This window comes from Acinetobacter sp. ANC 5600, from assembly GCF_002018395.1.
Taxonomy (GTDB): Bacteria; Pseudomonadota; Gammaproteobacteria; order Pseudomonadales; family Moraxellaceae; genus Acinetobacter; species Acinetobacter amyesii.
This window is the reverse complement of the sequence record NZ_MVKW01000007.1, coordinates 55158-81349: the sequence shown is the minus strand read 5'-3', so window position 1 is coordinate 81349 and position 26192 is coordinate 55158. Positions and strand designations below refer to the sequence as shown.

The window sequence follows — 26192 nt, the reverse complement described above, 5'->3', positions numbered from 1 at the left end:
GAGGGCTTAACTTAAACGGCCGCTTTGAAGTCGACCACAGAGGCATTGGCTTTAAGCGCTGCCTTGAAAATATCAACCACTTGAGCATGAGTCGCTTTACGTGGGTTGGTCAGCATGCAGGCATCTTTTTGCGCATTTTCAGACATGATGCTGAGGTCTTGTTCTTTCACACCGAGTTCAGAAAGGCTCGATGGAATGCCAATCGAAGCAGAGAGTTCACGGATTGCTGCAATCGCTGCATAAGCCGCTTCAGTCACCGTTAAACCGTCGGTTGGCACACCCATGAGCTGCGCGATACGTGCATATCGGTCAGGGCAGGCAATCAGGTTAAATTCGCAAACGTGTGGTAACAGCACGGCATTACATACGCCATGTGGCAAGTTGTAGAAGCCGCCGAGTTGGTGCGCCATCGCGTGGACATAACCTAAAGATGCATTGTTAAATGCCATCCCTGCTAAGTACTGTGCATAGCTCATCGCATCACGTGCTTCTAGGTTTTCGCCATTGGCGACGGCAGGGCTGAGCCATTCACTGATCATTGAAATGGCTTTTTCAGCACAAGCATCGGTAATAGGATTGGCTGCTGTAGAAACATAAGCTTCGACCGCATGCGTTAATGCATCCATACCGGTTGCTGCAGTGAGCGCCGCAGGTTTTGCAATCATCAGTTTCGGGTCATCAATGGCGATAAGAGGGGTACAACGCCAGTCGACAATCGCCATTTTAACGTGGGTGTCAGTATTGGTAATGATACAGAAACGGGTCATTTCTGATGCCGTACCTGCGGTGGTATTAATCGCAATGAGTGGAGTCATTGGGACTGTACTTTTATCAATACCTTCATAGTCACGAATATGACCACCACCTGCGGTGACTAAGCCAATGCCTTTGGCACAGTCATGAGAAGAGCCACCACCGAGAGAGACAATAAAATCACAGCCATTGTCATTGTAGGCATCTACACCGCTATGCACGTTGGTGTCAGTTGGGTTGGGTTCTGCGCCCGGGAATATATGACTTTCTACGCCAGCTTCAGTTAAATATGAGGCAATGGTGTCTGCCACACCAAATTTGTATAGACCGGCATCGGTCACGATGAGCGCTTTTTTAGCGCCAAGATTTTGCGCCTTTGCGCCAATTTCTTTAGCGCAGCCGGGACCAAAAAGTGAAACACAAGGGATGTAAAAACCGTTTGTTTGATCTGCAATATTTTTAAAAGCCATGGTGCGATTCCTTCTACCATTCATTGTCATTTGTTATGGGTGATACTCACCTAAACTGAGTATTGCGAGGGATGTTTTAAATTCACACCTACCAAAGACCTACCAATTTTATGGATTTGTATTAATACATAGTAAGTTTTTGATTTTATATTTTATTTATAAAAATAATATTGAACGATATTCGCTAAAAGTCGTAGTCATTCTGCGTCATTTGAATCAAAAGATTAAAATAAATGTGTTTGAAATTGGTATGAATCGCTTTGGTCTTATCAGATTATAAAATCTTGCTTAAAGTAGTATCAATTTACTAAATGCCCCAAAGCGCTCGAATCAGGATAGGCTATAACAAATAACGAGATAGTCACTTTTGTGCATTTCGCTTTTTGCAGTGCGAAACAAAAGATTAATTAAACGAGTTAAATAATGCCCAGTGAAAATTTGAAAACGAAACGTCCTTTATATATTCCTTATGCCGGAAATACACTTTTAGAACTCCCACTTTTAAATAAAGGCTCTGCGTTTAATGAAGATGAACGTAAGAGCTTTAATTTACACGGTTTAATTCCACACGTCACAGAAAGCATTGAAGAGCAAAGTCAGCGTTCTTATCAGCAATATTGTGCATTTAATAGTGATATCAATAAGCATATTTACCTGCGCAATATTCAAGATACCAATGAAACATTGTTCTATCACTTAATTGAAAACCACCTCAGTGAGATGATGCCGATCATCTATACACCAACAGTGGGTGAGGCTTGTCAGCGCTTCTCAGACATTTACCGTCGTCATCGTGGGATTTTTATTTCATATCCTGACCGTGATCATATCGACCAAATTATTCATAACGTGAATAAAAAGAACGTGAAAGTGATCGTTATTACGGACGGTGAACGTATTCTTGGACTTGGTGACCAAGGCATTGGAGGGATGGGGATTCCAATTGGTAAGTTGTCGCTGTACACCGCATGTGGTGGGATCAGTCCAGCTTATACATTGCCGATTACTTTAGATGTCGGAACCAATAACCAACAGCTGTTGAATGACCCGATTTATATGGGATGGAGTCAGCCTCGTATCAGCGGTGAAGAATATTATCAATTTGTCGATGACGTGATTAAAGCCATTCAACAACGTTGGCCAAAAGCGCTGATTCAATTTGAAGACTTTGCACAAAAAAATGCGATGCCTTTATTGGAAAAATATCGCGATAAAATTTGCTGCTTCAATGACGATATTCAAGGGACAGCAGCGGTGTCTGTCGGAAGTTTAATTGCGGCATCACGCGCAGCAGGCAAGCAGCTCAAAGATCAAATCGTCACATTCTTAGGGGCAGGTTCAGCAGGTTGCGGGATTGCAGAGCAGATTATCAAGCAAATGGTGGCGGAAGGTTTAACCGATGCTCAAGCGCGTGCGCGGGTGTTTATGGTCGATCGCTTTGGTTTAATTACTGAAAATCAGCCGAATCTTTTAGATTTCCAACGCAAACTTGCGCAAGCACCGGATAACGTTGCTCATTGGGCAAATGCAGATTCAGTCATTTCGTTATTGGATGTAGTTACACATGCTAAACCGACTGTATTGATTGGCGTTTCGGGACAACCGGGACTGTTTAGCCAAGAGGTCATTGAAACGATGGCAGCGAATTGTGAACAGCCTATTGTGTTGCCACTGTCTAATCCAACATCGCGTGTCGAAGCGGTGCCTGCAGATATTATCGAGTGGACCAAAGGTAAGGCCCTGATTGCGACTGGCAGTCCATTTGCACCAGTGAATTATCATGGCAAGATTCATCAGATTTCACAGTGTAATAACTCCTATATTTTCCCGGGGATTGGTCTCGGTGTGATTGCATCTGGGGCGAAACGTGTGACGGAAAATATGCTGATGGCATCTAGTACGGCGTTGGCAGACTGTTCACCAAAATTGGCAGATCCAAATGCCGATTTATTGCCAAGTTTGGATTATTTACAGGATATTTCGAAGAAAATCGCATTGAAAGTGGCATTAGCTGCGATTGCTGATGGTGTTGCGCCAAATGTCAGCATTGAAGTACTAGAACAGGCCATTGAAGAGAATTTCTGGAAACCTGAATATCGTGATTATGTCCGTGTGACTTATTAATTTGGTCTAAAGATGCTGATTGAACAGAATCGATTTTGCATCTAATCGAAAAATACCCTAATCCAGATTAGGGTATTTTTTTATGTATAGAGGCATATTTTTTTAAGAAATACGAAAAATTATCGAGCGGGGTGTTTTAAATCTTTAAATTTTGCGTTTATCCAATTGGTTGGAAATGTGATCTCCACAGGCTTGAACCAGCATTACGATCGCGACCAATACCACAATCACTGCCAACATGATTTGCATATCAAAGCGTTGATAACCGTACCGATAAGCAATATCCCCCAAACCACCTGCACCGATAGCGCCTGCAATGGCAGAAGAATTAATCATGGTCACCAAGGTCACAGTAAAGCCCGCGACGATGCCGGGAAGCGCTTCAGGGAGCAGCACATGCCAAATGATTTGTTTGCGGTTACAGCCGATGGCTTGAGCGGCCTCAATCAGACCTTGATCGACTTCACGTAAACTCACTTCTGCAATGCGTGCAAAAAAAGGCGTGGCCGCAAGGGTTAAAGGCACGACGGCAGCCCAAACGCCATAACTGGTGCCCACGATAAAGCGCGTGAGCGGAATGAGCGCCACCATTAAAATCAGAAAAGGCACCGAACGGGTAATATTGACCAACCAACCTAGTGTGTGGTTTAAGCTTTTTGAAGGATAAATCCCGTGTTCAGCACTACACACCAATACGACCGCTAAAGGCAGGCCGATCAGAAAGGCCACAAAGGCTGAAACGCCGACCATCAGTAAAGTATCAATGGTTCCACTAATCAGTAAATCAATGAGTTGGTCGTGCATAGCCAAGTACCTCAATCTGTGCGATATGGTGTTTAAGTTGTTCAGATAAGGCCTTGATCTCTAAATGGCTGTGGTCCACAGCAACAATCAACGAGCCAATTAAATGCCCTTGAATACTATCGATATGACTTTGATACAGATGTACTGGCGCCTGAAATTGATCAAAAATAAACTTTAAGTCCGGCGACTGTTGTAGTGTCGATTCATAGCGTAATTTTAAAATGATTTGATCATTTGAATCTGACGGTTGTGGCTGAATGTCGCTTGGTAAATCAAGTTGTTCAAGGTTGAGTAACTCTTGTGTGATCTGCTGCTGAGGCGTAGAAAACACTTTCCAAACCTGTCCTGCTTCTACAATTTCGCCTTGATCGATCACCACAACCTGATCGCAAATCTCGCGAATGACCTGCATTTCATGGGTAATCAACACAATGGTGATACCGAGCTTTTGATTAATTTCTTTAAGCAAAGACAGCACAACAGAAGTACTTTCTGGATCGAGTGCAGAAGTCGCTTCATCACAGAGTAAAATTTCTGGATGATGAACTAACGCTCGTGCAATCCCAACACGTTGTTTTTGCCCACCGGAAAGCTGAGAAGGGTAGTGTTCTGCTTTATTTTCAAGACCCACCAGCTTCAGCACTTCATTCACTCGCTGAGAAATATCGGCTTGACTGAAATTGGCGATTTTAAGGGGCAGCGCGATATTGTCATACACGCTTTTGGCAGACATCAAATTAAAATGCTGAAAAATCATCCCAATACGCTGACGCAGAGCAATCAACTCTGCGTGATTTAGGCGAGATAATTCCTGTTGATGGATGTGAATACTGCCATCACTGATTTGTTCTAAGCCATTCAGCGTTCGAATCAGTGAGGATTTACCCGCGCCACTTTTCCCAATAATGCCGAATATTTTGCCTTGTGGAATATTCAGATTGATATCTTTTAAGGCATGAACCTGCTGTCCTTGCACATCATAAAATTTATTTAAATTTTTGATTTGGATATGGGGGACGGCAAATTCAACCGATGAACCGAAACTCACCATGAGTGACTCCTTATTTCCAACCAGGGAACCACAGTTTTGCACCAAAATCTGCGTCCAATGCTTGTTTAACTTTAGGTGAGTTTTGATAAATATCGACAAATTTACGCAGTTTATCATCATGATCTACATAGTCATCACGTACGGCAAATAAGATGGCAAAACGCTTGTCAGTATTGGAGTCAAATAACAATGCATTTTCAGGATCGGCAGTTTTTGCTAAACGTAAATAATGTGGATAGCCAAAAGCCAGATCGACATCATCAATTGCACGTGCCGTTTGAGGGCCTTCCACCTCAATAAATTGAAGCTGTTTAGGATTCGCTGCAATGTCATTTAAAGTCGATAAAAAGTTATCTGGCTGTTTCAGTTCAATGAGCTTGGCTTGCTGTAGCAGTTGTAAGGCACGGCCCTGATTGACCGGATCATTCGGAATCACCACTTTGGCTTTATGGGGTAAATCAGCAAAGTTTTTATACTTTTTTGAATACAGTCCGACATGGGTAGCAGCACCGACATCAAAGGCTTTGATTTTAAAATCCGTTTCTTTTTTTGCATTGTCTAGAAACGGCTGATGTTGGAAAAAGTTCGCGTCAATATCGCCGTGGTTTAGGGTGATATTCGGGGTATTCCAGTCCGAAAATTCCACCAATTTCACGTTCAGTCCTTGCTGCTTGGCTTCATCTGCAGCGACTTGTAAGGGTTTAGCAAAAGATGGGCTAATCCCAATCACCAATTCACTTTGATGACTTTTCTTTTGTTGATTCCAAATAACTAAGCCAATCACCAAGATGGCCACGATTACACCAATCAGTGTGAATTTAGATTTTGCTGTTTGTGCCATGGCACACCTCTATATTTCCAAATAATTAAATTTTTTGTCTAACATGTTGTTTTATAAATGCAGCTTATGCTGTTTCAACGTTTTTAAGTGTTGCCTGAGAAGATGTTTCGGAAGTGGGACATCGATAGCAATGAGCAGGATGTGTCGTGGCTAAATGGTCACCTTGTTGAAACAGTTTTTGCCGTAAACTACCGGTGTCATATGCAGTTTTATAGCGACCACGTTGCTGTAATTCAGGAATGACCAAACGGATAAAATCTTGATGTGACTCAGGTGCAACGGTGCGAGTCAGATTAAATCCATCGATGCCAGTTTCATCCAAATAATCAATCAACTGCTTTGCAACGTTGGCGCCACTCCCGACAAAGAGCGGATAACGCCCACCTAGAACGTGCTGAGCACGCAAATCTTGGCGCGTAATTTTTTGCTCTTTAAATTTTTGATTGACCGATGCGATGCTATTGGTCTGCTGATACGGAATGGCTTCATCTTCTGCAAAATTGGCGAGGTTCATCCCAATCGAACTGGAAAAGTGTGCCAATCCCGCTTCAGGATTGGCATAGCGAATGTATTCAGCCAATTTCTCTTGGGCGAGCTCATCGGTCTCTGCGGTTACTATCGTAATGCCAACAAAGAGTTTCACGGCTTGTGGGTCACGACCTTGCGCTGCGGTTTGGCTGCGAATTTTTTGTACCTGATTTTTGACTTTTTCAGCGCTGTCCGCACCGATAAACATCCCTTCTGCATGTTGCGTCGCAAAAGCTAAGCCACGTGGTGAAGCACCGGCCTGATACAACACAGGGGTGCGCTGAATCGATGGAGAAACTTGAAATACCCCTTGGCTTTGATAGAACTTGCCTTGGTGTTGAATGGCATGTACTTTTTTGGGGTCGCTAAAGATGCGATTTGCTTTATCTTTTTGAACCGCATCATTTTCCCAAGAGCCTTCCCAAAACTTATAGCAAAGCTGCAAAAACTCTTCAGCTTGTTCATAGCGTAGGTCATGATCTTTCAAGCCTTTTTGCCCAATGAGGCGTTCTGCACTATCTAAATATCCAGTCACGATATTCCAGCCGATTCGACCTTGGGTCAGGTGGTCTAGGCTGGCAAATCGACGTGCAAATTGATAAGGCGTTTCATAGCTCAAATTGACTGTTACACCAAAACCTAAGTTTTCAGTGACCGCAGCCATTGCAGAAATCAGGGTGCTGGGGTCATGGCTCGGCAGTTGGATCGACTCTTTAAGTGTGAGATCAATATTGCCCTCATAAACATCATAGACCCCTGTGATATCTGCAATAAATAGCCCGTCAAACAGCCCTTGCTCCAAGGTTTTGGCAAGATCCGTCCAATAGCTCAGTTCATTAAAGCGGTGTGACTCATCGCGTGGATGGGTCCATAAGCCATGATTGATATGGCCGACACAGTTCATGTCGAAGGCATTTAGTAAAATTTTCTTGGCTGAATGTGATCGGGTATCTACTGTGGTGGTTTGGTTCATTACAAGGTCCCTCGACGTGGGGGCAATACGCCATTTAGGAGGTAATTAGCAATGAAGAAATATTTCCAGCGCCCTGCATCATGCAAGGTATGGACACGTGCATTACGCCAAAATCGATCTAGACCATCTTCACGCTGACTGCCACGGCTGCCTGCAAGCTCAATCAATTTTGATGCCGCTTTCAGTGCGGTTTCAGTACTATGCGCACGCACTTTCGCGACATCTAGAGAAGCTTTTGCGATGTTTTCAGCATTGGGCTGTGGGCGAGCAGCATCGATGGCACGAGCGGCTTGTTTCAGCAAGACCTCACTGGCGCGAACATCTGCGGCAATGCGACCGAGTTCGTATTTGGTTAAAGGATCTTCGCTTGCAAGATCAAGACCTGAATCAATCCATGGTCGTGCTTGGTGTACGCGGTGCAAACTTTCTTCAAAGGCTGCGCGCGCTATACCGACTTCAATCGCAGCATGCATAATTTGCGCAAATGGCCCAACCAATGTCGGCTCCGTAAATGCACGATCAAAGGGAATGACATCTATGGCAGGAACTGCAACTTGGTGAAATTTTACAGAGCCGCTACCCGTGGTGCGCTGTCCAAACCCTGTCCAATCATCGATCAGCTCTAAACCTGTACTTTCACGTGCAATAAAGGCTAAATATTCACGACCATCGGGGTCTTTGACCAATGTGGGAATACGATGTGCAAATAAACTGCCGGTGCAATAAAACTTCTCACCATTCACCACAAAACCATTGTCATGAGAGCGAATCGACGTTTGTTTTTGCGCAGCGGTTTTGGTTTTAAACTCGGCTAAGGCATTGCCAAAACGAGCGCCAGCAAGCACTTCGGCATAAAGCTTTTGCTTTTGTTCAGTTGTGCCGGTGTTTCGTAATACTTCCAATGCATAAAAATGGTTTTGTGGAATTTGCCCAATTGAGCCATCTACACCACTCATAAGCGCAATCACTTGCGCCACGGTATAACTTGAAACTTCGGCACCGCCAAATGCCTTGGGAACCGTGATTGCCCAGAGACCAGATTGACTATAGGCCTCGATTTCATCAAACGGCAGTATGCGTTCGGCATCACGTTGCACGGCATTTTTTCTAAATTGTTCAGCCAATTGTTTTGCAATTTCAAGTGCTTCTGCATCGGACTGAATAATATGCGCAGGTGTTGTTGATATGGCCTGTAGCGAATTAATATTTGGAAATGAGGTCATCAGAATTCTCCTTAAATCCACGCATGGCGTGCAGGTAATTTATGATTTAAGTAATAGTCGCCTAAGGTATGCAGCTTCCAGCGCACAGGATCATGTAAGGTGTGTACTCGGGCATTGCGCCAGTGTTGATCAAGGTTATGGACACTCAAACTTGCACGGCTGCCGCCTAATTCAAGGAGTTTTTCAGAGATCTGTAAGGCTGCATCATTGGCATAGATTTTAGCTTCAGCGACACGAATCGAAGCTAGAGCGGCTTGTTGTTCACTCACCTGATCAAGCTGATCTAATTCATCGAGGTAATCTGCGGCTTCATCTAAAAGTAAAATCGCAGCATCCAATAAAACGGCAGATTTCCCCACTTCTTGTAGGGTGTAGGGCTCAAAACTGGCTTTCTCAACTTGTGCATCCACAATCGGACGGGCTTTTTGTACCGCAGAAAGGGTGTCTGCAAAGGCAGCTTCCGCAATCCCGACATCAATCGCGACTTGCATCAATTGTGAAAAGGCACCGCGATACGTTGGCCCTGCAGAAAGCTTACGTTCATCAAAAATTAATAGGGGGTCTACTGCCACATGGTTTAGTTTGACGGTGCCACTAGACGTTGTACGCTGACCAAAACCATTCCAGTTATCAATCACTTCTACGCCTGTAGCGTGTCGATCAATGATGGTCAGGACAACATGACCTTCAGGGTGAACGGCTTTAATCGCCAACCAATCTGCAAAACTACTGCCGGTTGAATAGAACTTTTCACCATTAACAACATACTTTCCATTTTCAATGCGCAGCGTTGTGTTTAAGGTTTTAGTGTCTTTGGTGTTGCGCTCTGGCCCACCATTAGCTAAACGTTTTCCCTGTAAAATTTCATTAAAAATAAAGGCTTTTTGTTCATCCGTTCCCATGAGGTCAATCATATATAGCAAGGCAATTTGGTTTTGTGGAATTTGGCCCACGCTAGAATCTGCTTTGTTGATAATGCGAAAAACCTGCGCCAGCGTCTTGTTCGATACGTAGGCACCGCCAAATTTTTTGGGAATACGAATGCCGCCTAAACCTTTCTGACTGAATAAGTCGATTTCTGCAAAAGGCAGTAGGCGGTTCTGATCACGTTCATTTCGACCTTCCAAAGCAAAATCTGCAACGTGATACGCTGCATGAATTGCTTCTAAATCATTTTCAATAACATGAATATTTTCAGAGATTAAATGAGACATAATGACACCTTTAATAGATATCAAAACGCTACTCGTAAATGCGTGATTCTTTAAATGATGGATTATTCTTAACTTAGCAAAATGTCTTTTTAGCATTTAATCTGCATAAAAATTATGCAAATTAGATAAAATAAGTGTTTGATTTAAAACAATAGATGTAGGGAAAACAACAAGAGGATTGATGATGAAAATCTGGTGTTAGCAACTTTGTAGATATTCAACTTTAAAAATAATATATCTAAGACAGGGGCTTAGCTGTTTTTTTTAATACTTTTTATTAATGGTGATCAATCAGCTTGAACTCCAATAGATGCTCAATATCATAGAGCTATGCAAAGATTAAAAAAGGGCTATAAATTGATTCAGATGTTTTTCAATCTGCAATAAAAAAGCCCCCATCTTTCGATGAGGGCTTTTTGAATTTGGAGCGGGAAAGGAGACTCGAACTCCCGACCCCAACCTTGGCAAGGTTATGCTCTACCAACTGAGCTATTCCCGCGGAGTCTATCCTGTTTTTTTACTAAAAAACTGAATCGAAAAAAATTTGGAGCGGGAAAGGAGACTCGAACTCCCGACCCCAACCTTGGCAAGGTTATGCTCTACCAACTGAGCTATTCCCGCGGAGTCTATCCAATTTTTTAAATAAAAAACCGAATGAAAAAATTTTGAGCGGGAAAGGAGACTCGAACTCCCGACCCCAACCTTGGCAAGGTTATGCTCTACCAACTGAGCTATTCCCGCATAGCCACGTATAATACATTAAGGATTTTTCAGGTCAATAACTTTATGAAAAACTGTGCATCGTTTGCATAAAATAAAAACAATTTGTTTGAAAATTGGAATATTTTTGCAGGTCAAAGGCTTCCATTTTGATGAAATCATGCAATTCAGGCGGTTTCAGCAACTTTGCGACACAAGAACTTCAACAAATACAGGCTATACTAAGACCAGTTGAACCTTTTTTGAATTTGGGAGAGCCGTTTTGAGTTTAGAACAGCAATTAATTGAGCGTCTACAGACATTAGCGCCTACACATCTTGAAGTGGTGAATGAGTCCGCAGGTCATGGTGGTTATTTCCCAGGTAAAGAGTCGCATTTTAAAGCGGTGATCGTGAGTGAGGCTTTTACAGGCTTGCGTTTGGTGCAACGTCATCAAAAAGTCTATGCCGCAGCCGGTGATTTACTTAGTCCGGGGCAAATTCATGCCTTGGCCATTCATGCGTTTTTACCTGAAGAATGGAAAGGTCAAGACACCACTAGCCCTGAATGTGCGCATGCACCTAAGTCATCTTAAGGTGAGCCATGGAAACGCAATTAATCATTAAAATCATTCATATGTGTGGCGTGGCTTTAGGCTGTGCTGCCATTTTCATTCGTGCTTTTACACTATTCAAAGGGACGCAGGGCAATTTACCGAATCCAGCAGGTCGTAAGTTTTTTGTTGCATTGCAACATGGCTCAATGGCTTTAATTGCTGTGACAGGAATTATCTTATTGTTTATGAAGAACTTTGATGTGCAGCCATGGTTCTATGCCAAAGTTGTACTATTTCTAGCGTTGCTGTCTTCTTTATCTAAAGCGTATAAAAAAGATGACAGTGTTTTATTGGTTCAGCGCCGTGCGGGCTTATTTATTGCAGCTGTTGCACTTATTTTCATCATTACATTGGTTATAATTAAACCAGTTTTTGGATAAATGGCTTATCCACATGGCCGATTTCAAGGCTTGAGTAGAAAAACAAAGATTAGAGGGTTTTGAATGTGTACGCGTGTGGTATTTAACCAAAAAGGTGGTGTGGGGAAATCGAGTATTACGGTCAATTTAGCTGCGATAAGCGCGCACCAAGGTTTAAAAACTTTGGTGATTGACCTCGACCCTCAAGCCAATTCAAGTCAATATTTGTTGGGGGATGATGCGACGTACTCAGCAGATAAGCCCGCACTTGAACCCAATATTGAAAATTATTTTGAAGAAGTCTTGGGGACGCAACAAAGTAAAGGTTTGTTGGGAAATGCCATTGGTTCGATTTTAAAAAATCGTACTAAAGGTCTAGAAAGCTATGTACATCAATCACCGTTTAAAAATTTAGATGTAATTCCTGCAAGCCCAAATTTGGGTGCGTTGGCACATGCCTTAGAATCTAAGCATAAAATTTACAAACTGCGTGATGCTTTGCAGCAGATGAGCGGTCAATATGATCGAGTGTTTATTGATACACCGCCGGCCTTTAACTTTTTTACTTTATCTGCGTTGATTGCGGCAGATCGCGTGCTGATTCCATTTGACTGTGACGTGTTTTCAAAACGAGCTTTACAGACCCTGATCGAAAATGTGTTGGAAACGCAGGATGATCATAATGATCGTTTGGAAATTGAAGGCATTGTGGTCAATCAATTTCAAGCACAGGCGAAGTTACCGCGTGAAGTTGTACAACAACTCAAAGATGAAGGTCTTCCTGTATTGGACAGCATGTTACCGCCTTCAGTGCTGATGAAAGAATCTCATCATAAAAATCAACCTTTAATCCATTTGGCTGCAGATCATAAATTGACGCAAGCCTATCAATCATTGTTCAATGAAATTGAGCAAAAGTAGTATCGAGAAAAGTATGAATGCACTTAAATGTGGTCTAGTTGCTTTCACTGCTGTTGTATTGGGTGCATGTGCAAGTACGCCTAAACCAAGCTATGTTTCACCTACACAGTATCAGTCTTTGAGTTGCCAACAATTGCAAAGCGAATACAACCGAATCCACGACTATATTCAAAATGGTGTAGAAACACCGAAGCGCACAGGCGTTGGTGTCGGTGTTGGCCTCGGTGGTGGCTGGGGCAGCCGTGGAGGTTGGGGAATTGGTCCGAGTATTTCGGTCAATATGGGACAATCTTCAAATACCAAACGTACCGAACTTTCACGTGTTTTAGGTGAGCAAGAAGCGATTGTACAGGCAGCAAAATTTAAAGGTTGTCCGATTATCGTTCGCGCAAATTCGGCTACTGCAGCAAAATCATAAACGGATCATGAGCAGAGGCTTAGGCCTGTGCTATGAGAAAAGTGTAATAAAATTTGTCAGTAGGCGAGGCGTCTACTGGCATTTTTTTTGAGTCAAATAAACTGCACTATTTAGAGCCAATAAAATATTTAAATCTATGAAAAAATTAAATTAAATATTATTCGTAAATTTTAATGCCTCCTTCTGATCTTGAACATTCAGTGTGATCACTTTGACTTGTACAAGGATAAAACTGACCTAGCGCGTACTTGTTTTTTTAAATTCATTTCGGCTAAGGTGTGCGCTTTGAAACATTGTCTGGATATTTATGATTGAGAGTTGGCTTTTTGTATTTGCAATGATTGCGGTGATGATGACGCCGGGACCTAGCAATGCACTAATGGCAAGCTCTGCACATCAACAAGGCATTGCAAAGACGTGCATGCTGATTCCTGCAGAATTATTGGGCTATTTCTATGCCATTAATTTATGGGCGTTGATTATTCATTTAAGTACTCCAGTGTGGCCGAATTTAATTCACTTGCTACATTTTCTCAGTATTGCCTATGTTTTATGGTTGGCTTTTCATTTGTGGAAATCGACGCATTTACATCAGTACAATCAAAAACATCCTTCAATTCAACCACGTGAATTATTCATTTCCTCGTTAAAAAATCCGAAAGCGTTGCTTTTTGCTGCAGGTATTTTCCCGATTGAAACTTGGGCTAGCCCATTAAATTTTATTTTGGTTTTCGCTGTATTTAGCGTGGTTTTGCTGCCTGTTTCGTTGTTTTGGATGTCATTTGGACGGACGATTTTGGCTGGTAAGACCCAAAAAATTAAGGCCGATCTTCTGTATAAAGGGTCGGCCCTGATGCTGATTTTATGTATGTTCCCTGTGGTTTTACGCTTTTTTGCTTAAAGGCGTTCACCATATCAGTTTACTTTTTTAATTTTGCTCGAATAAAACCAATCACACCCGGTAAAACACTAATAATAATGATGCCGAAGATCAGATGGGTGAAGTTATCTTTCACGATTGGCATATTGCCAAATAAATAACCCAAAGTGATAAATGAGCCAACCCAGCAAATCGCACCAATCATGTTAAAAGTCAGGAAGTACTTGTAGTTCATGCTGCCTGCACCTGCGACAAAAGGCGCGAAGGTTCGTGCAAAAGGAATAAAGCGGGCAAAAATAATGGTTTTACCACCATGTTTTTCAAAGAATTTTTGCGTATTCACCAAATGTTGACGGTTAATGAAGCGTGATTCAATTTCAAAGACACGTGGGCCAATATATTTACCAATATGGTAGTTCAGCGTGTCGCCCAAGACTGCCGCGATAAATAGCAAAATCACCAAAACCCACGGATCCATGGCACCTGTTGACGCAGCGAGCGCGCCTGCTGCAAACAGAAGACTGTCACCCGGTAAAAAGGGCATGACCACTAAACCGGTTTCAACAAAAATAATCAGGAACAGAATTGCATAAATCCATACGCCATAATTGGTAATGAACTCGAGTAAATGGTCATCAACATGTAGTATAAAATCAATCAGTTCCATGGGGCGTATATGCGTAAAATAGTGGTCTGATGCTATCAGTCTGGGGCAGTAAAGTCAGTATTAAAACGTAATTAATTATCAGTAAAATCGTTCTATATATGGAATGATGAGTATTATAAAAGCATATTTAAAGAGAATAAGAAACGACCTAATCTAAGCACATCTTTTGAACAGTATTAAGAATAGGTTTCAGTATGTTTAATCCAAATCTAGTGGTGAAAAATCTGAGTCAACAGCCGCAAATCAATGCAGTGATCAGTCTCGTTGCACGTATATTAATGGCTTATATTTTTATTGTGGCAGGTTGGGGCAAAATTACGGCTTACACTGCAACCGCAGGTTATATGGAGTCAATGGGTGTACCGGCAGGGCTACTTCCGATCACCATTTTAGTTGAGTTGGGTGGTGGCTTAGCTTTATTGTTTGGTTTTCAAGCACGTTTTGCGGCATTGGGTCTAACCGTATTTAGTTTAATCACTGCATTTTTATTCCATGGTGGTGCTGAAGATGGCATTAACTTTATGAAAAACTTGGCGATGTCTGGCGGCTTATTATTTCTCATGCTGCATGGTGCTGGTCAATTCAGTTTTGATCATTGGATTGAAAAATCAAAATAAAGTTGTCATGAGTCCGAGCATCCATCAAAGCGGCGTTCTGCCGCTTTTTTCATGTCTATCGCTGATTGAAAGCGGATGGGTAAAGTCCTGAAATGTGTTGTAAAAAACACCGTTTGGCTTGGGATTTTTGCCCCTGTCCGAATAGTGTGCGAAAGTCCAAGAAAAATGTTAGAATACGGCGCTTATATTCGTTGCCTGCATAGTTGTTTGCCATGACTACCAATACCCAAATTACTGAAGACCGTATCCTGATTTTGGATTTCGGTTCTCAATATAGTCAGCTTATTGCACGTCGTGTACGTGAAGCTGGTGTTTATTCAGAAATGTACGCATTTGATATGTCTGAAGAAGACATTCGTGCATTTAACCCAAACGGGATCATTCTTTCAGGTGGTCCAGAAAGTGTTCATGAAGAAGGTAGTCCGCGTGCACCACAAGTTGTATTTGAACTTGGTGTACCTGTTTTAGGTATTTGCTATGGTCTACAAACCATGTCAGAACAGCTTGGCGGTAAAGTTGAGCCAGGTACTGTACATGAATTCGGTTATGCAGAAGTTGATATTAAAGTCCGTGATGCTTTAATTGGTGATCTTGAAGATACCAAAGACCAATTAAAAGTATGGATGAGTCATGGCGATAAAGTGACTCAAATTCCTGAAGGTTTCCAAATCACTGCCAGCACACCAAGCTGCCCAGTGGCGATGGTTTCTGATGAAAAACGTCGTTTCTACGGTATCCAATTCCACCCAGAAGTGACACACACTGCGAAAGGTGCTGAGTTATTGTCTAACTTCGTACATGGCGTATGTGGTTGCCGTAACTTGTGGAACTCAGAAAACATCATCGATCTTCGCGTAGAACAACTTCGTGAGCAAATTGGTGATCAAAAAGTTCTATTGGGTCTTTCAGGCGGTGTCGATTCATCTGTTGTAGCTGCACTTTTACACCGTGCGATTGGCGACCAATTGACTTGCGTATTTGTAGATAACGGTTTACTTCGTTTGAACGAAGGCGAGCAAGTGATGGACATGTTTGCGAAAAACATGGGTATCCGCGTGATTCGTGCCGACGCTGAAAATCGCTTCTTAACAGCGCTTGCTGGTGAAGTTGATCCAGAGAAAAAACGTAAAATCATCGGCCGTGAATTCATTGAAGTTTTTGCTGAAGAAGCACGTAAGCTTGACGGTGTGAACTTCCTTGCTCAAGGTACTATTTACCCAGACGTAATTGAATCTGCGGCAAGCAAACAAGGTAAAGCGCACGTGATTAAATCACACCACAACGTGGGTGGTTTACCAGAAGATTTAGCATTCGAATTGGTTGAGCCAATCCGTGATTTGTTCAAAGACGAAGTTCGCCGTTTAGGTACAACACTTGGTCTTCCATTTGAAATGCTTTACCGTCATCCATTCCCAGGTCCAGGTCTAGGTGTACGTATTCTTGGTGAAGTGAAAAAAGAATATGCAGACATCCTTCGTCTAGCAGATGACATTTTCATGCAAGAACTTCGCGCAAGCGGCTGGTATGACAAAACTGCACAAGCATTTGCCGTATTCCAACCTGTGAAATCTGTGGGTGTCGTAGGTGATGGCCGTCGTTATGCATGGGTAATCGCGCTTCGTGCTGTAGAAACTGTGGACTTTATGACTGCACGTTTTGCACACCTTCCTTATGATCTTGTAGACAAGATTTCTACACGTATCATGAACGAGATTGCTGAAGTTTCTCGTGTTGTTTATGACGTATCGTCTAAACCACCTGCTACGATTGAATGGGAGTAATTTCCTGACGGAAATTATCTAAAAAAGGACGCCTAGGCGTCCTTTTTTATTAGGGAGTAGGTGTTATACCTATACTCTCTAATAAAGCGTTGTATTGATTTAAATCTTCTTGTTGAACTTTTTGAATGATGGCTTTAGCTGATTTTTGCATTTCAGGTTGTTCAGAAATGCTTTCACCACGTTCAAGTACCCCAGTCATGTGTGAATATTCATTGTGAATTCTGTCAGTAAGAGTTTTATGAATTTGCTCTCCCCAAAAAGATTTTAGTTGAGAGTCTAATTGATACTTAGGTGATGGAAATTTATAGAACGTATAGATTTCTAGAAATTTTCGAGCATTGTTTCCAAAATTATAAAAAATGTGGAAATTGGAATCATCAATTTGATTTACTGTTGCACATTTATAGATTTGATCGAATAAGAAATTGAATTCTGTTAAGAATTTACTTAAGTAAAGAGGCATTTGTCTAATGGTTGAAAAATTATCATGTCTTTGAATTAAAAAATATCCTGCTTTCCTTTTTTGTTCTCCAACTTGTCCAATTGCATTATCAGATTCTACTCCTTCAATACGACGTAAATATTTGAGAAACTCTATGTTGTGAGTTGAAATAAATAATTGAGAGAATTTTTTCTCCGCACAAATTTTTTCATTAATTAAGCTGTAAATAAAGAAAATATGATTGCTATCTAAACTGCAAATTGGGTCATCAATCCAAATAATTGGATTTTTATCCTGATCTAGATCATCTTGAATTTTTGCTAAAAAATAACAAAAAGAAATTAAGCTACATTCACCTTCGCTTAAATTGTGAGCTTTGGTTTTAATTCCATTTTTTAGTCGTTGTATTTCAAATTTTATAGATTGACCATTAGTGCTAAACGTTTCAATTGGCTCAAGACTCAAATGCTGATGACCAAAGTCATGTTGTAAAATTTCATTAATACGTCTACAAGCTTCACCTTCAGATTTTAATTTAGCTTTCTCAATTTCAATGTCTGACAGAATTGTAGCTTTTCGAGAATTGAGTGCTGTTAGTTCAGCTTCTAAAGGAGCTATAACTTGGAAAGCTAGGTTTATATCTAAGTTTTGTTGAGTGAAATTAATATCTTGTAAGAAATGATAAACGTGGTTGAGGCGCAAAGCATTTTTAGCTTCTTTTTGTTGATTATTTAAGTTGCTATTTAATTGAATACACTCATCTCTGATAGCAGAAATTTGTTCAAGAATAGCTTTAATATGATCTGAATAGTCAATTGGATATTCAGCTTTTAACTCAGTAAATGGTTGTCTATTTTTTTGTTCGAGTAATTTTATAATTTCTTCTAGCGATTTCTTTTGTAGATTTATATTCGTATGAAGATTTGCCCTTAACTCGGTCAGAAGGACATGATGTTGTTGGTAGTAATGATTTATATCAAAACTTATTTTAAAACTTTGGCTCCCTAATAATTTATTTATCTGTTCTATACCATCTGCAATGCGATCTTGAAGTATCTGGGTTTCTTGATCAAAATGTTGTCTTAACTCTGTTTGTCTTTGTTGGCTAATTTCATTAGTACAAAAGGCGCAACTAGATCGATCCTTATGTAAGTGTTGGCCTTTCTGTACCCATAAATTAAGCTCACTATCTTTGACTAATTCCTCAAGTTTTTGAGAACCACCAACAACAGTTTTTAGAATTTGTGAGGTTGAATTTATGAGAGATGAGAAATTTAAAGTATAAGGTAAGAGTTCAGGGGGAGCAGAGAGCTCACGCTGTTGAATAATGCTTTCAAATAATTCTATTTGCGTTCGAGTTAGTTGTTGATAGTTATTATTCAGTACTGTAGAAATGTCCGCTTCTAAATTTCGTTTATCATAGCGAATCTCACCAAAACGTTCATGATTATCTTTTATAGAGTTTGAGCCACGAGTTGCTTTATCTGATAATTTTTTATCTAAGTCCCGTACTTTACTTTGATGATCCGTGTTAGCACACCTTACTTCATTATCTTTATTCTGAATATCGAGATAAAGACCAGATTTAGTGCTGTCTTCATTTAAACCTAACTCATCATTTAATTCTTTAATCCGATCTAAAATCTGCTGATTGTCACCACCTAATGTTACTGAAAAGGATTCAATATTTGCATTTTCATCATGAATGAATTTGAGATTTTCTTTAACAAAATCTGAGTTATAAACATGGATTGGATGAGTGAATGTAGTTAGGTTATTTTGTGAGATTATAGACTTATCAACGAATTCAATTTGAAAATTGGGATTAGCGTATTTTGTTGAAATGGTTTTGGTATCTAAAGCCCGAATAATCTTAGAAAGGCTAGTTTTACCTGAATAATTTCGACCATAAAAGATATTTATGTCCTTAAAGTCATAAGTTTGATTATTTCCAAGACTTAAATTTTGATTCCAATCAAAATTTTTAAAAATAGAAAAGTTATCAATTTTTGATATACACTTAATTTTCATTAATTTCCCCGATAATTATAAAATTCAAATATTTATTGTTTTTAAAATATACTTATTGATTGTTAACTGTTCAATAAAAAAAGGACGCTTCGGCGTCCTTTTTTATATCTCAACATTCTATTTATAAACAATTGACCAACTACTATCGCTTTCATTATTCGGTTCAGCTTTAGGCTTCGCTTTATGAGTAAAGCTTTGCCAAGACTTCGTCGATTTACGTTCCGGTTTCATGCTTGAATCATAGCGCTCTACACGGTTACGGCCATTTTCTTTTGCCTGATATAGTGCAATATCAGCTTGCTTAATCAGTTCAGTTAAATTTTGTTTATGTGATTTAAGCTGTGAAACACCAATGGAGACGGTAAATTGGATCGGGTGATTCGCGACATTCAGCAAAGATTGATTTTGAAGTGTTAAACGAATACGTTCCGCGATCAACATCGCATCCTGTATTTGCGTTTCCGACAGAAGCACAATAAATTCTTCACCACCAAAACGAGCCAAGACATCTTTTTGGCGCATTTCTTTGCGGGTGGTTTCAGCGATACATTGCAATACCTGATCACCAACATCATGTCCGTAATTATCATTAATATGTTTAAAATGATCGACATCAAACATCAGTAAGCAAGTACTTGCTGGCGTTGGCCATTCATGGATGCGATGCTCAGCCAACTGAACAAACTGACGACGGTTATATAACTGGGTGAGCTCATCTGTATGCGCTAGATTTTTCAGCGTATGCATATTCCAGTCATCAAGCAGGGTACGTAAAAAATGACGACGTGCATTGAGTGTATTGTTCCAACTCATATGCAGGCTGATCATCCAAACAGGAATAGACACCACCACAAAAATCAGTGCTTCTTGCCATGATAAAAGCTGACTCACCGCAAAATATACCAATAGCGAAATGAGGCCTGAACAATACAAGGCTGGCTTAAATTGTGTTTGTACGCAGACATTGGCAATCAAGATAAAGATCGCTGCACCATAGATATAGGACGAGACCATTGGGCTATTTGAAGCCAGTAATAAGCCAATCCAAATCGCGGTGCTACAGACCGTCCCAATCGGTAAGATCATGTCGAGCACACGAATATCTTTTTTGTATTTAAACAGATAAAAGCTGACCAATAGGGCAGCAATAATCATGGCCACTCGAGAAAGACCTGACCAAAAGAACATGTCAGGGATAATAAAAATGTCAGCAAAGAAATAAAGAAGAAATGTAATCTGCGCCATGTAATTCACTTGACGTAAATAAGGTAACTGATGGGCATACTGATGTTGTAGAAAATAGTTTCTAAACTGCGTAGGAATACGTGCAAAAGGATCTGCAATGGCTTGTTCAATCTCGGCACGATTGGCAAGATCACACTCAGAAAGTTTCAAAGTATGATTATGATTTTTACGAACTTCCTGAGCAGACGAATTAGTCCGAGAACTCATTCGTACATCAACAGACATGTCCCTTCTCCATAAATGGCTTAGGAAAATTATGAATAAAAAATATACAAAAATATCTACCTGAAACTAGGGATTTTTCGAATGAATGATAAGAAATCGTCTGATGAATGTTACAAAATACATTATTAACTTGCTGTTTTATAAGTTGAAATTTGATTGCGTCCTGCAGATTTTGCTTGGTAAAGTGCCTGATCGGCCATGCGAATTACACTTTGTAAATCTCGGTTTTTTTGACCAAATTCGGCAACACCAATTGAAACGGTAAATTTAAGTTTTTGTAGTGTATCAAGTTCTAAATAATCATCGGCTATTGCCCGTCGCAGACGTTCGGCAATGTCTTGAGCCTGACGCAGGTGTGTCTGCGGTAAAAGAATTATAAACTCTTCACCGCCGAAGCGGGCAATGATGTCTTGACTACGTAAGGTATGTCGGCACGTTTCGGCAATTTGTTGTAAAACATGATCACCAATATAGTGCCCAAACTGATCATTAATATTTTTAAATTTGTCGACATCAAAAATCAGTAATGAAAGCGGCTGTAACGGTTTGGACTGATGATGAATATGATAATTGGCAAGTTGAATAAATTGACGTCGATTGTTTAAGCCGGTCAGCACGTCGGTATGCGCCATAATATTGAGCGCTTCTCGGTTCAACTGATCGAGTTTACTGTGTAAAAATACAATTCTAGATTTTTGCGTTGAATTCCAACTGATATACAAACTAAATAACAACACGGGCGAATAGATCAAGATAAACAGTTGCAGTTGATGGATATTGCCAGAAATGGCGAAATACACCCCAATCAGTAAAATTAGACTGATACATAGAGAAATGAGCACAGCAGCCTTAAAGCGGATTTGCACACATAAATTGGCTAACACAATAAAAACCAAAGATGCATATAAATAGATCGGCACATCGGGGCTATTGGATAAATTGAGTAGGCTAAACCACAGCGCAGAAGCACCAACGATCGATAGGGGAAGCATCAAGTCAAAGAGTAAAATGCTCTTACTATATGTATAAATGCCCCATGTGATGCCCATCATCAGTAAGGTATAGGCCGTTTTTAAGCCTATCGCGAGCAAGCCCACATCGGGCAACATAAACCAATCCGCTATGGCATAAGAGAGATAGGCCAATTGTGCAACGATGTTGACTTGGAAAAAGAATTTAAAAAGTTGACGACGATGGTAGTGGAAAAATTCTTGACGAAATTGAGCAGGAACGCGAACAACGGTTCCTTTCAAGGCTTTTTGGATCAGTGCACGTGATTCTTTCTTATACTCATTGATCATGCAAGATTACCGACGGGTGAGCATGGTTTGTATGTAATTTTATGTAACTCAAATAATCTATATCATTTTTGTTTAAAATTAAACACGTTATTTCAATGATTTGTGAATTATTTGGTATTGTTTGGTCAAAAGTGAGTGTTAATTTCTGTTACTTAAATTTACATTTCACGTGATTTGAATAAATAATTTCGCATTGGATATTGTCTAGATAAGCATCGAAAACTGTTATGCTGTATGTCATATTAGGCAACAAAAAAACGATTGTCCTATCTCTGTGATTCAGCGTATTAATGACAGCTGAAGAAGATTGAGTTAATGCAGATATAATGGAAAAAATGCATAGCTCTAGCCGGTAGTCCTTGCATCGGCTTAGCCAAATTTAGGGTAAGAATATGACCAATACCAATTACACAGAAATATCTCATTCCGACGATTGTGAAAAATACGTCAATCAGTTCATTCAAGAATTTCCACTGCGCCGTGCTGAAATTGGTCAAGGCACAGTGATAAAACGTGCTTTACCGAGTCGTCATAAACGAATGATTGGTGCATGGTGTTTCCTTGACCATGCCGGTCCAGTGCATTTTCCGCAAGGTGATGGCTTAGATGTCGGTCCACATCCACATATTGGTTTGCAAACCTTTACCTGGATGATTGATGGTACCATGATGCATACCGACAGTTTGGGCACACATCAGTTAATTCAGCCCAAACAAGTCAATCTCATGACAGCGGGTTATGGTATTTCGCATACTGAGGTTGCTCCAGAGTCTGAAACACAAATGCATGCTGCGCAGCTTTGGATTGCATTGCCAGATGACAAAATCAATATGGCGCCCCAATTTGACCATTACCCAGAATTGCCTGTGGTGACGCAAGACGGGATTGAATTGACGGTCTTGGTGGGTGAATTTTTACAGACTAAATCGCCGGTAAAAGTACATAGTGAATTATTGGGTGTCGATCTGCGTAGTTCGGAAAGTCAAAGTACCGTCCTGCCGCTCAATCCAAAATTTGAATATGGCTTTATGGCCCTCGAAGGGACTGCCAGTATTAATGGTCACGAGCTCAATGAAGACAATATGGTGGTACTTGAGCCGGGCTTAACCCAAGTCAAAATTGATCTGCATGCAGGTGGCCGTGTTTTATTATTAGGGGGGGAACCTTTTGAATCACCGATTCTGCTGTGGTGGAATTTTGTGGGGCGCACACAAGAAGAATTGAATATTGCCCGTGAGCAGTGGATTAATCAGGACGAACGCTTTGGCTCTATTCCAGACTATGATGGTCCACGACTAGAAGCACCGGCTTTCCCTGATAAAATGCGTCCATCACGTTAACTTAAAAATAAAAATGAACAGCCGTACCTGTGGTGAAAATGGTACGGCATAACCATGAGGGAGTCATTATGGGTATCGTCGCAACGGCAACAGTAAACACCTTAGAAGCACCGTGGTCAGGTGAAATTCAGAGTGGAAAACATCAACTTATTACCGATAAGCCCGAATCATTTGGCGGCGGGGACTTGGGTTTAGCACCGTATGATTTACTGTGCGCATCCTTAATCTCATGCACAATGATTACCTTGCGCATGTATGCAGCACATAAACAAATCCAATTGGGGGAGTTTCGTGTCGAGGCAGACTTTTTTGCGAACCGTGAAGGAGCTGAATGGGTTGAGCGACGCCTGCATTTTCAAACGTCCTTGGATGCAGAATTAGAGCAAAAAATCTTGTCCATTTGTGAAAAAACCCCAGTGACAAAAACTTTATTGCGCAGTGTAGACATTAAAACCACTCTAGTTTAATTTAAAAGCAGGTCGCTGCTGTACTGTGCAAAATTTAGTTTTGATATAGCCCTAAGCAGTGATCTGACACTTTTTATGATTTAAGTACTTCAAAATAATAATGGCTTGCCAGAAATAAGAAAATTTTAGACTTCATATAGGAGATGAACCCATGCGGGTGCTACATCATCTAGAAAAATCTCGTTCATTTCGTATTTTATGGGCAATGCAGGAATTAGGACTGGATTATCAGGTTCAGTTTTATCTGCGCCAGCCAAATTTGTCTGCTCCCCCTGAGCTTAAAGCCATTCATCCTTTAGGGAAGTCGCCCATATTGCAGGATGATGGACTGGTCTTGGTAGAATCTGCAGCGATCTTGGAGTATTTACAAGAGAAGTATGATCGGCATGATTTTTTTGCAGCCAAGGCGGAACATTCAAAACAACAATATCGCTTTTGGATGCATTATGCCGAAGGTTCTCTAATGCCGTTGTTGGTAATGCAGTTGGTCATGAGCAATGTGCCACGCCATGTACCTTGGGTCATCAAACCCGTAGCTAATCGCATTTGTGATGGGGTCAAAAAAGGTTTTGTACGACCTCGCTTAAAAGAACATATCGAGTTTTTAGAAAACCATTTAGCGGAAAATGAATATTTTGCGGGACCGTTTAGCTTTGCGGATATTCAGATGACGTTTCCATTAGAAGCCGTCATGACCAGAACTCAAGGGCGATATCCACAAATTCAGGCTTTCTTACAACGGATGCAACAGCGTCCTGCATATCGCCGTGCCAAACAACAAGAAGAACAGTTGGAAGCACAGCAAGACCGGCAGGATGATTCTGCTTAGCTCACGTGATATAAGCGTTCTTTAGGGAAAACGACTTTAAACAGCGAACCATGGTTTTCTTTGGATTCAATTTCAAGGTGTGCCTGATGTTGCATCAAAACGTGTTTCACGATGGCAAGACCTAAACCTGTTCCTCCCGTTTGGCGACTACGTGCGCTGTCCACGCGGTAAAACCGTTCCGTTAAACGGGGTAAGTGTTTCGGGTCAATCCCGATACCCGTATCTTCAACGGTAAAATAACCATGCGTACCATCATCATGCCACCCAATGGTCACAGTACCGCCTTTGGGGGTGTATTTAATTGCATTGGTGATGAGGTTACTAAAGGCACTCGCTAATTCCATATCTGATCCGATCAGGTCACAGTGACTATCAATCTCGAGATTCAGTGTATGTCCATAATCCACATTGTAAGCATGTGCATCGTCATATAGTTGGTTCATTAGGCTGGGCATTTCAATGATTTGATTTTTAGCAACTTTTTTATCATTTTCCAGACGAGATAATAATAACAAGTCATTAACCAAAGCATTCATACGGCGGGTTTGAGACTGCATTTGATCGAATGCGCGTTTCCAGCGTGGATTTAAATCTTCCTGATCGGTAAAGGTTTCGATATAACCACTTAAAACCGTAAGTGGTGTGCGTAGTTCATGTGAAATATTATCGACAAAGTCTTTACGCATTTGCTCAAGGTTATGCATGCGCGTGACGTCATAAGCCACCAATAAACGACTTTCGCGACCAAAACGGGTTAATTTGACTTGTACATAATGGTCTTCAAATACCGATGATTTCATTTTTAAACCATCGGGGGCTAAATCGATATTGGTAAAGTATTCGATAAAACTAGGCTGTCTTAAAATACTTAAAATATTGCGCCCTTGATCGAGCTGTTGAATCCCCAAAAGCTTTTCTGCGGCAGGGTTCCACCATTCGATTTGGTGTAATTCATCAATCAATACCACAGCTTCAGCAAGTGCCACTAAGGAAGATTGAGCGCGGTCGATCAGACCAACCATTTCAGCTTGTACAATGCGTTCTTGACGCTGCGCACGGTATACATTAAAGAGCAAAGCCCCCCAAATACCGTCTAAATTTGGCGGGACATCATAGGGACGATTTGAAATCCATTCGTTGACTAAGTACAGCGAACGCATTTGCAATGCAAAGAACACTGCAAAGGCGATTAAGATGCAGATCCATAAGTACCCGATACCAAAGCCGATGAGTGCAGCAATGAGTAGGAAAAATGCCAGAAGTCTCAAATCCTGCTTGGCAAAAGTCCATAAACTGCTGTAACGGAATTTTTTATGTTCACTGGCAAGTTCAGGGACGGGATACGGTTCGTACATAGAAAATTAAAGACCTAA

The 26192-nt window shown here is 40.9% G+C and carries 23 protein-coding genes and 3 tRNA genes; 11 read left to right on the top strand and 15 right to left on the bottom strand.

Features of this window, described 5'->3' with window-relative positions; genetic code table 11:
- Window positions 1-11 precede the first annotated feature (11 nt).
- Window positions 12-1223: an iron-dependent methanol dehydrogenase gene (mdh, locus tag B1201_RS13970; protein WP_078194068.1), complete on the bottom strand. Its 1212-nt coding sequence runs from the start codon at window positions 1221-1223 to the stop codon at window positions 12-14.
- Window positions 1224-1646: 423 nt separating this feature from the next.
- On the opposite strand from mdh, the gene B1201_RS13965 reads away from it, so the two are divergent.
- A complete protein-coding gene (locus tag B1201_RS13965) occupies window positions 1647-3347 on the top strand; it encodes an NAD-dependent malic enzyme (RefSeq protein WP_078194067.1) in 1701 nt (566 codons plus the stop codon).
- A 144-nt stretch (window positions 3348-3491) separates the two neighbouring features.
- Here the strand turns inward: B1201_RS13965 and B1201_RS13960 are convergent, their stop codons facing one another.
- The 9 genes from B1201_RS13960 to B1201_RS13920 form a co-directional block, all read right to left on the bottom strand.
- Window positions 3492-4151 carry a methionine ABC transporter permease gene (locus tag B1201_RS13960; protein WP_078191524.1) on the bottom strand — a complete coding sequence of 220 codons (660 nt, stop codon included), beginning with the start codon at window positions 4149-4151 and terminating at the stop codon, window positions 3492-3494.
- Entirely contained in the window at window positions 4132-5202 is a 1071-nt protein-coding gene (locus tag B1201_RS13955; protein ID WP_078194066.1) for a methionine ABC transporter ATP-binding protein, read from the bottom strand. The genes B1201_RS13960 and B1201_RS13955 overlap by 20 nt, the downstream gene beginning before the upstream one ends.
- A gap of 10 nt (window positions 5203-5212) precedes the next feature.
- On the bottom strand, window positions 5213-6043 hold the full coding sequence (locus B1201_RS13950) for a MetQ/NlpA family ABC transporter substrate-binding protein (protein ID WP_078194065.1): 831 nt from the start codon (window positions 6041-6043) through the stop codon (window positions 5213-5215).
- A gap of 64 nt (window positions 6044-6107) precedes the next feature.
- Window positions 6108-7544 (bottom strand): LLM class flavin-dependent oxidoreductase, encoded by a 1437-nt coding sequence (locus B1201_RS13945; protein ID WP_078194064.1) that lies wholly within the window; start codon window positions 7542-7544, stop codon window positions 6108-6110.
- A complete protein-coding gene (locus B1201_RS13940; RefSeq protein WP_078194063.1) occupies window positions 7544-8767 on the bottom strand; it encodes an SfnB family sulfur acquisition oxidoreductase in 1224 nt (407 codons plus the stop codon). The genes B1201_RS13945 and B1201_RS13940 overlap by 1 nt, the downstream gene beginning before the upstream one ends.
- Window positions 8768-8778: 11 nt before the next feature.
- Window positions 8779-10005: an SfnB family sulfur acquisition oxidoreductase gene (locus tag B1201_RS13935; protein WP_171263805.1), complete on the bottom strand. Its 1227-nt coding sequence runs from the start codon at window positions 10003-10005 to the stop codon at window positions 8779-8781.
- 399 nt (window positions 10006-10404) lie between these two features.
- A tRNA-Gly gene (locus tag B1201_RS13930) sits at window positions 10405-10480 on the bottom strand.
- 46 nt (window positions 10481-10526) lie between these two features.
- Window positions 10527-10602: transfer RNA gene (locus tag B1201_RS13925), tRNA-Gly, on the bottom strand.
- A gap of 47 nt (window positions 10603-10649) precedes the next feature.
- Window positions 10650-10722: transfer RNA gene (locus tag B1201_RS13920), tRNA-Gly, on the bottom strand.
- Window positions 10723-10963: 241 nt separating this feature from the next.
- Between B1201_RS13920 and B1201_RS13915 the strand changes: the two genes are divergently transcribed.
- The 5 genes from B1201_RS13915 to B1201_RS13895 all read left to right on the top strand — a co-directional run bounded on the left by B1201_RS13915 (window position 10964) and on the right by B1201_RS13895 (window position 13895).
- Entirely contained in the window at window positions 10964-11275 is a 312-nt protein-coding gene (locus B1201_RS13915) for a BolA family protein (RefSeq protein WP_078194061.1), read from the top strand.
- Between the two features lie 8 nt (window positions 11276-11283).
- On the top strand, window positions 11284-11676 hold the full coding sequence (locus B1201_RS13910; protein WP_078194060.1) for a SirB2 family protein: 393 nt from the start codon (window positions 11284-11286) through the stop codon (window positions 11674-11676).
- Between the two features lie 63 nt (window positions 11677-11739).
- A complete protein-coding gene (locus B1201_RS13905; RefSeq protein ID WP_078194059.1) occupies window positions 11740-12576 on the top strand; it encodes a ParA family protein in 837 nt (278 codons plus the stop codon).
- A gap of 13 nt (window positions 12577-12589) precedes the next feature.
- A complete protein-coding gene (locus B1201_RS13900; RefSeq protein WP_078191516.1) occupies window positions 12590-12994 on the top strand; it encodes a hypothetical protein in 405 nt (134 codons plus the stop codon).
- Between the two features lie 307 nt (window positions 12995-13301).
- Entirely contained in the window at window positions 13302-13895 is a 594-nt protein-coding gene (locus B1201_RS13895; protein WP_078194058.1) for a LysE family translocator, read from the top strand.
- Between the two features lie 19 nt (window positions 13896-13914).
- Here B1201_RS13895 and B1201_RS13890 read toward each other — a convergent pair whose 3' ends face one another.
- The gene (locus B1201_RS13890) at window positions 13915-14541 is read right to left on the bottom strand and encodes a DedA family protein (protein ID WP_078191514.1); all 627 of its coding nucleotides are present in this window, start codon (window positions 14539-14541) and stop codon (window positions 13915-13917) included.
- Between the two features lie 194 nt (window positions 14542-14735).
- Here B1201_RS13890 and B1201_RS13885 point away from each other — a divergent pair, with 194 nt between their 5' ends.
- Complete coding sequence (locus tag B1201_RS13885; RefSeq protein WP_078194057.1) at window positions 14736-15158, top strand: DoxX family protein; 423 nt, start codon at window positions 14736-14738, stop codon at window positions 15156-15158.
- Between the two features lie 212 nt (window positions 15159-15370).
- Window positions 15371-16939, top strand: a complete 1569-nt coding sequence (gene guaA, locus B1201_RS13880) for a glutamine-hydrolyzing GMP synthase (RefSeq protein ID WP_078194056.1) — start codon at window positions 15371-15373, stop codon at window positions 16937-16939.
- A 49-nt stretch (window positions 16940-16988) separates the two neighbouring features.
- Here guaA and B1201_RS13875 read toward each other — a convergent pair whose 3' ends face one another.
- The 3 genes from B1201_RS13875 to B1201_RS13865 all read right to left on the bottom strand — a co-directional run bounded on the left by B1201_RS13875 (window position 16989) and on the right by B1201_RS13865 (window position 22183).
- The gene (locus B1201_RS13875; RefSeq protein ID WP_078194055.1) at window positions 16989-19412 is read right to left on the bottom strand and encodes an AAA family ATPase; all 2424 of its coding nucleotides are present in this window, start codon (window positions 19410-19412) and stop codon (window positions 16989-16991) included.
- A 117-nt stretch (window positions 19413-19529) separates the two neighbouring features.
- Complete coding sequence (locus B1201_RS13870; RefSeq protein WP_228144790.1) at window positions 19530-20864, bottom strand: GGDEF domain-containing protein; 1335 nt, start codon at window positions 20862-20864, stop codon at window positions 19530-19532.
- A 143-nt stretch (window positions 20865-21007) separates the two neighbouring features.
- Window positions 21008-22183, bottom strand: a complete 1176-nt coding sequence (locus tag B1201_RS13865; RefSeq protein WP_078194053.1) for a sensor domain-containing diguanylate cyclase — start codon at window positions 22181-22183, stop codon at window positions 21008-21010.
- A 392-nt stretch (window positions 22184-22575) separates the two neighbouring features.
- Between B1201_RS13865 and B1201_RS13860 the strand changes: the two genes are divergently transcribed.
- From B1201_RS13860 to B1201_RS13850, 3 genes are all read left to right on the top strand, one after another.
- Window positions 22576-23523 carry a pirin family protein gene (locus tag B1201_RS13860; RefSeq protein WP_078194052.1) on the top strand — a complete coding sequence of 316 codons (948 nt, stop codon included), beginning with the start codon at window positions 22576-22578 and terminating at the stop codon, window positions 23521-23523.
- 68 nt (window positions 23524-23591) lie between these two features.
- Window positions 23592-23990 (top strand): OsmC family protein, encoded by a 399-nt coding sequence (locus B1201_RS13855; RefSeq protein WP_078194051.1) that lies wholly within the window; start codon window positions 23592-23594, stop codon window positions 23988-23990.
- A gap of 151 nt (window positions 23991-24141) precedes the next feature.
- Window positions 24142-24819: a glutathione S-transferase family protein gene (locus B1201_RS13850; protein WP_078194050.1), complete on the top strand. Its 678-nt coding sequence runs from the start codon at window positions 24142-24144 to the stop codon at window positions 24817-24819.
- On the opposite strand, the gene phoR is transcribed toward B1201_RS13850, so the two are convergent.
- Complete coding sequence (gene phoR, locus B1201_RS13845) at window positions 24816-26174, bottom strand: phosphate regulon sensor histidine kinase PhoR (protein ID WP_078194049.1); 1359 nt, start codon at window positions 26172-26174, stop codon at window positions 24816-24818. The two genes, B1201_RS13850 and phoR, sit on opposite strands and share 4 nt — an antisense overlap.
- Window positions 26175-26192 lie beyond the last annotated feature (18 nt).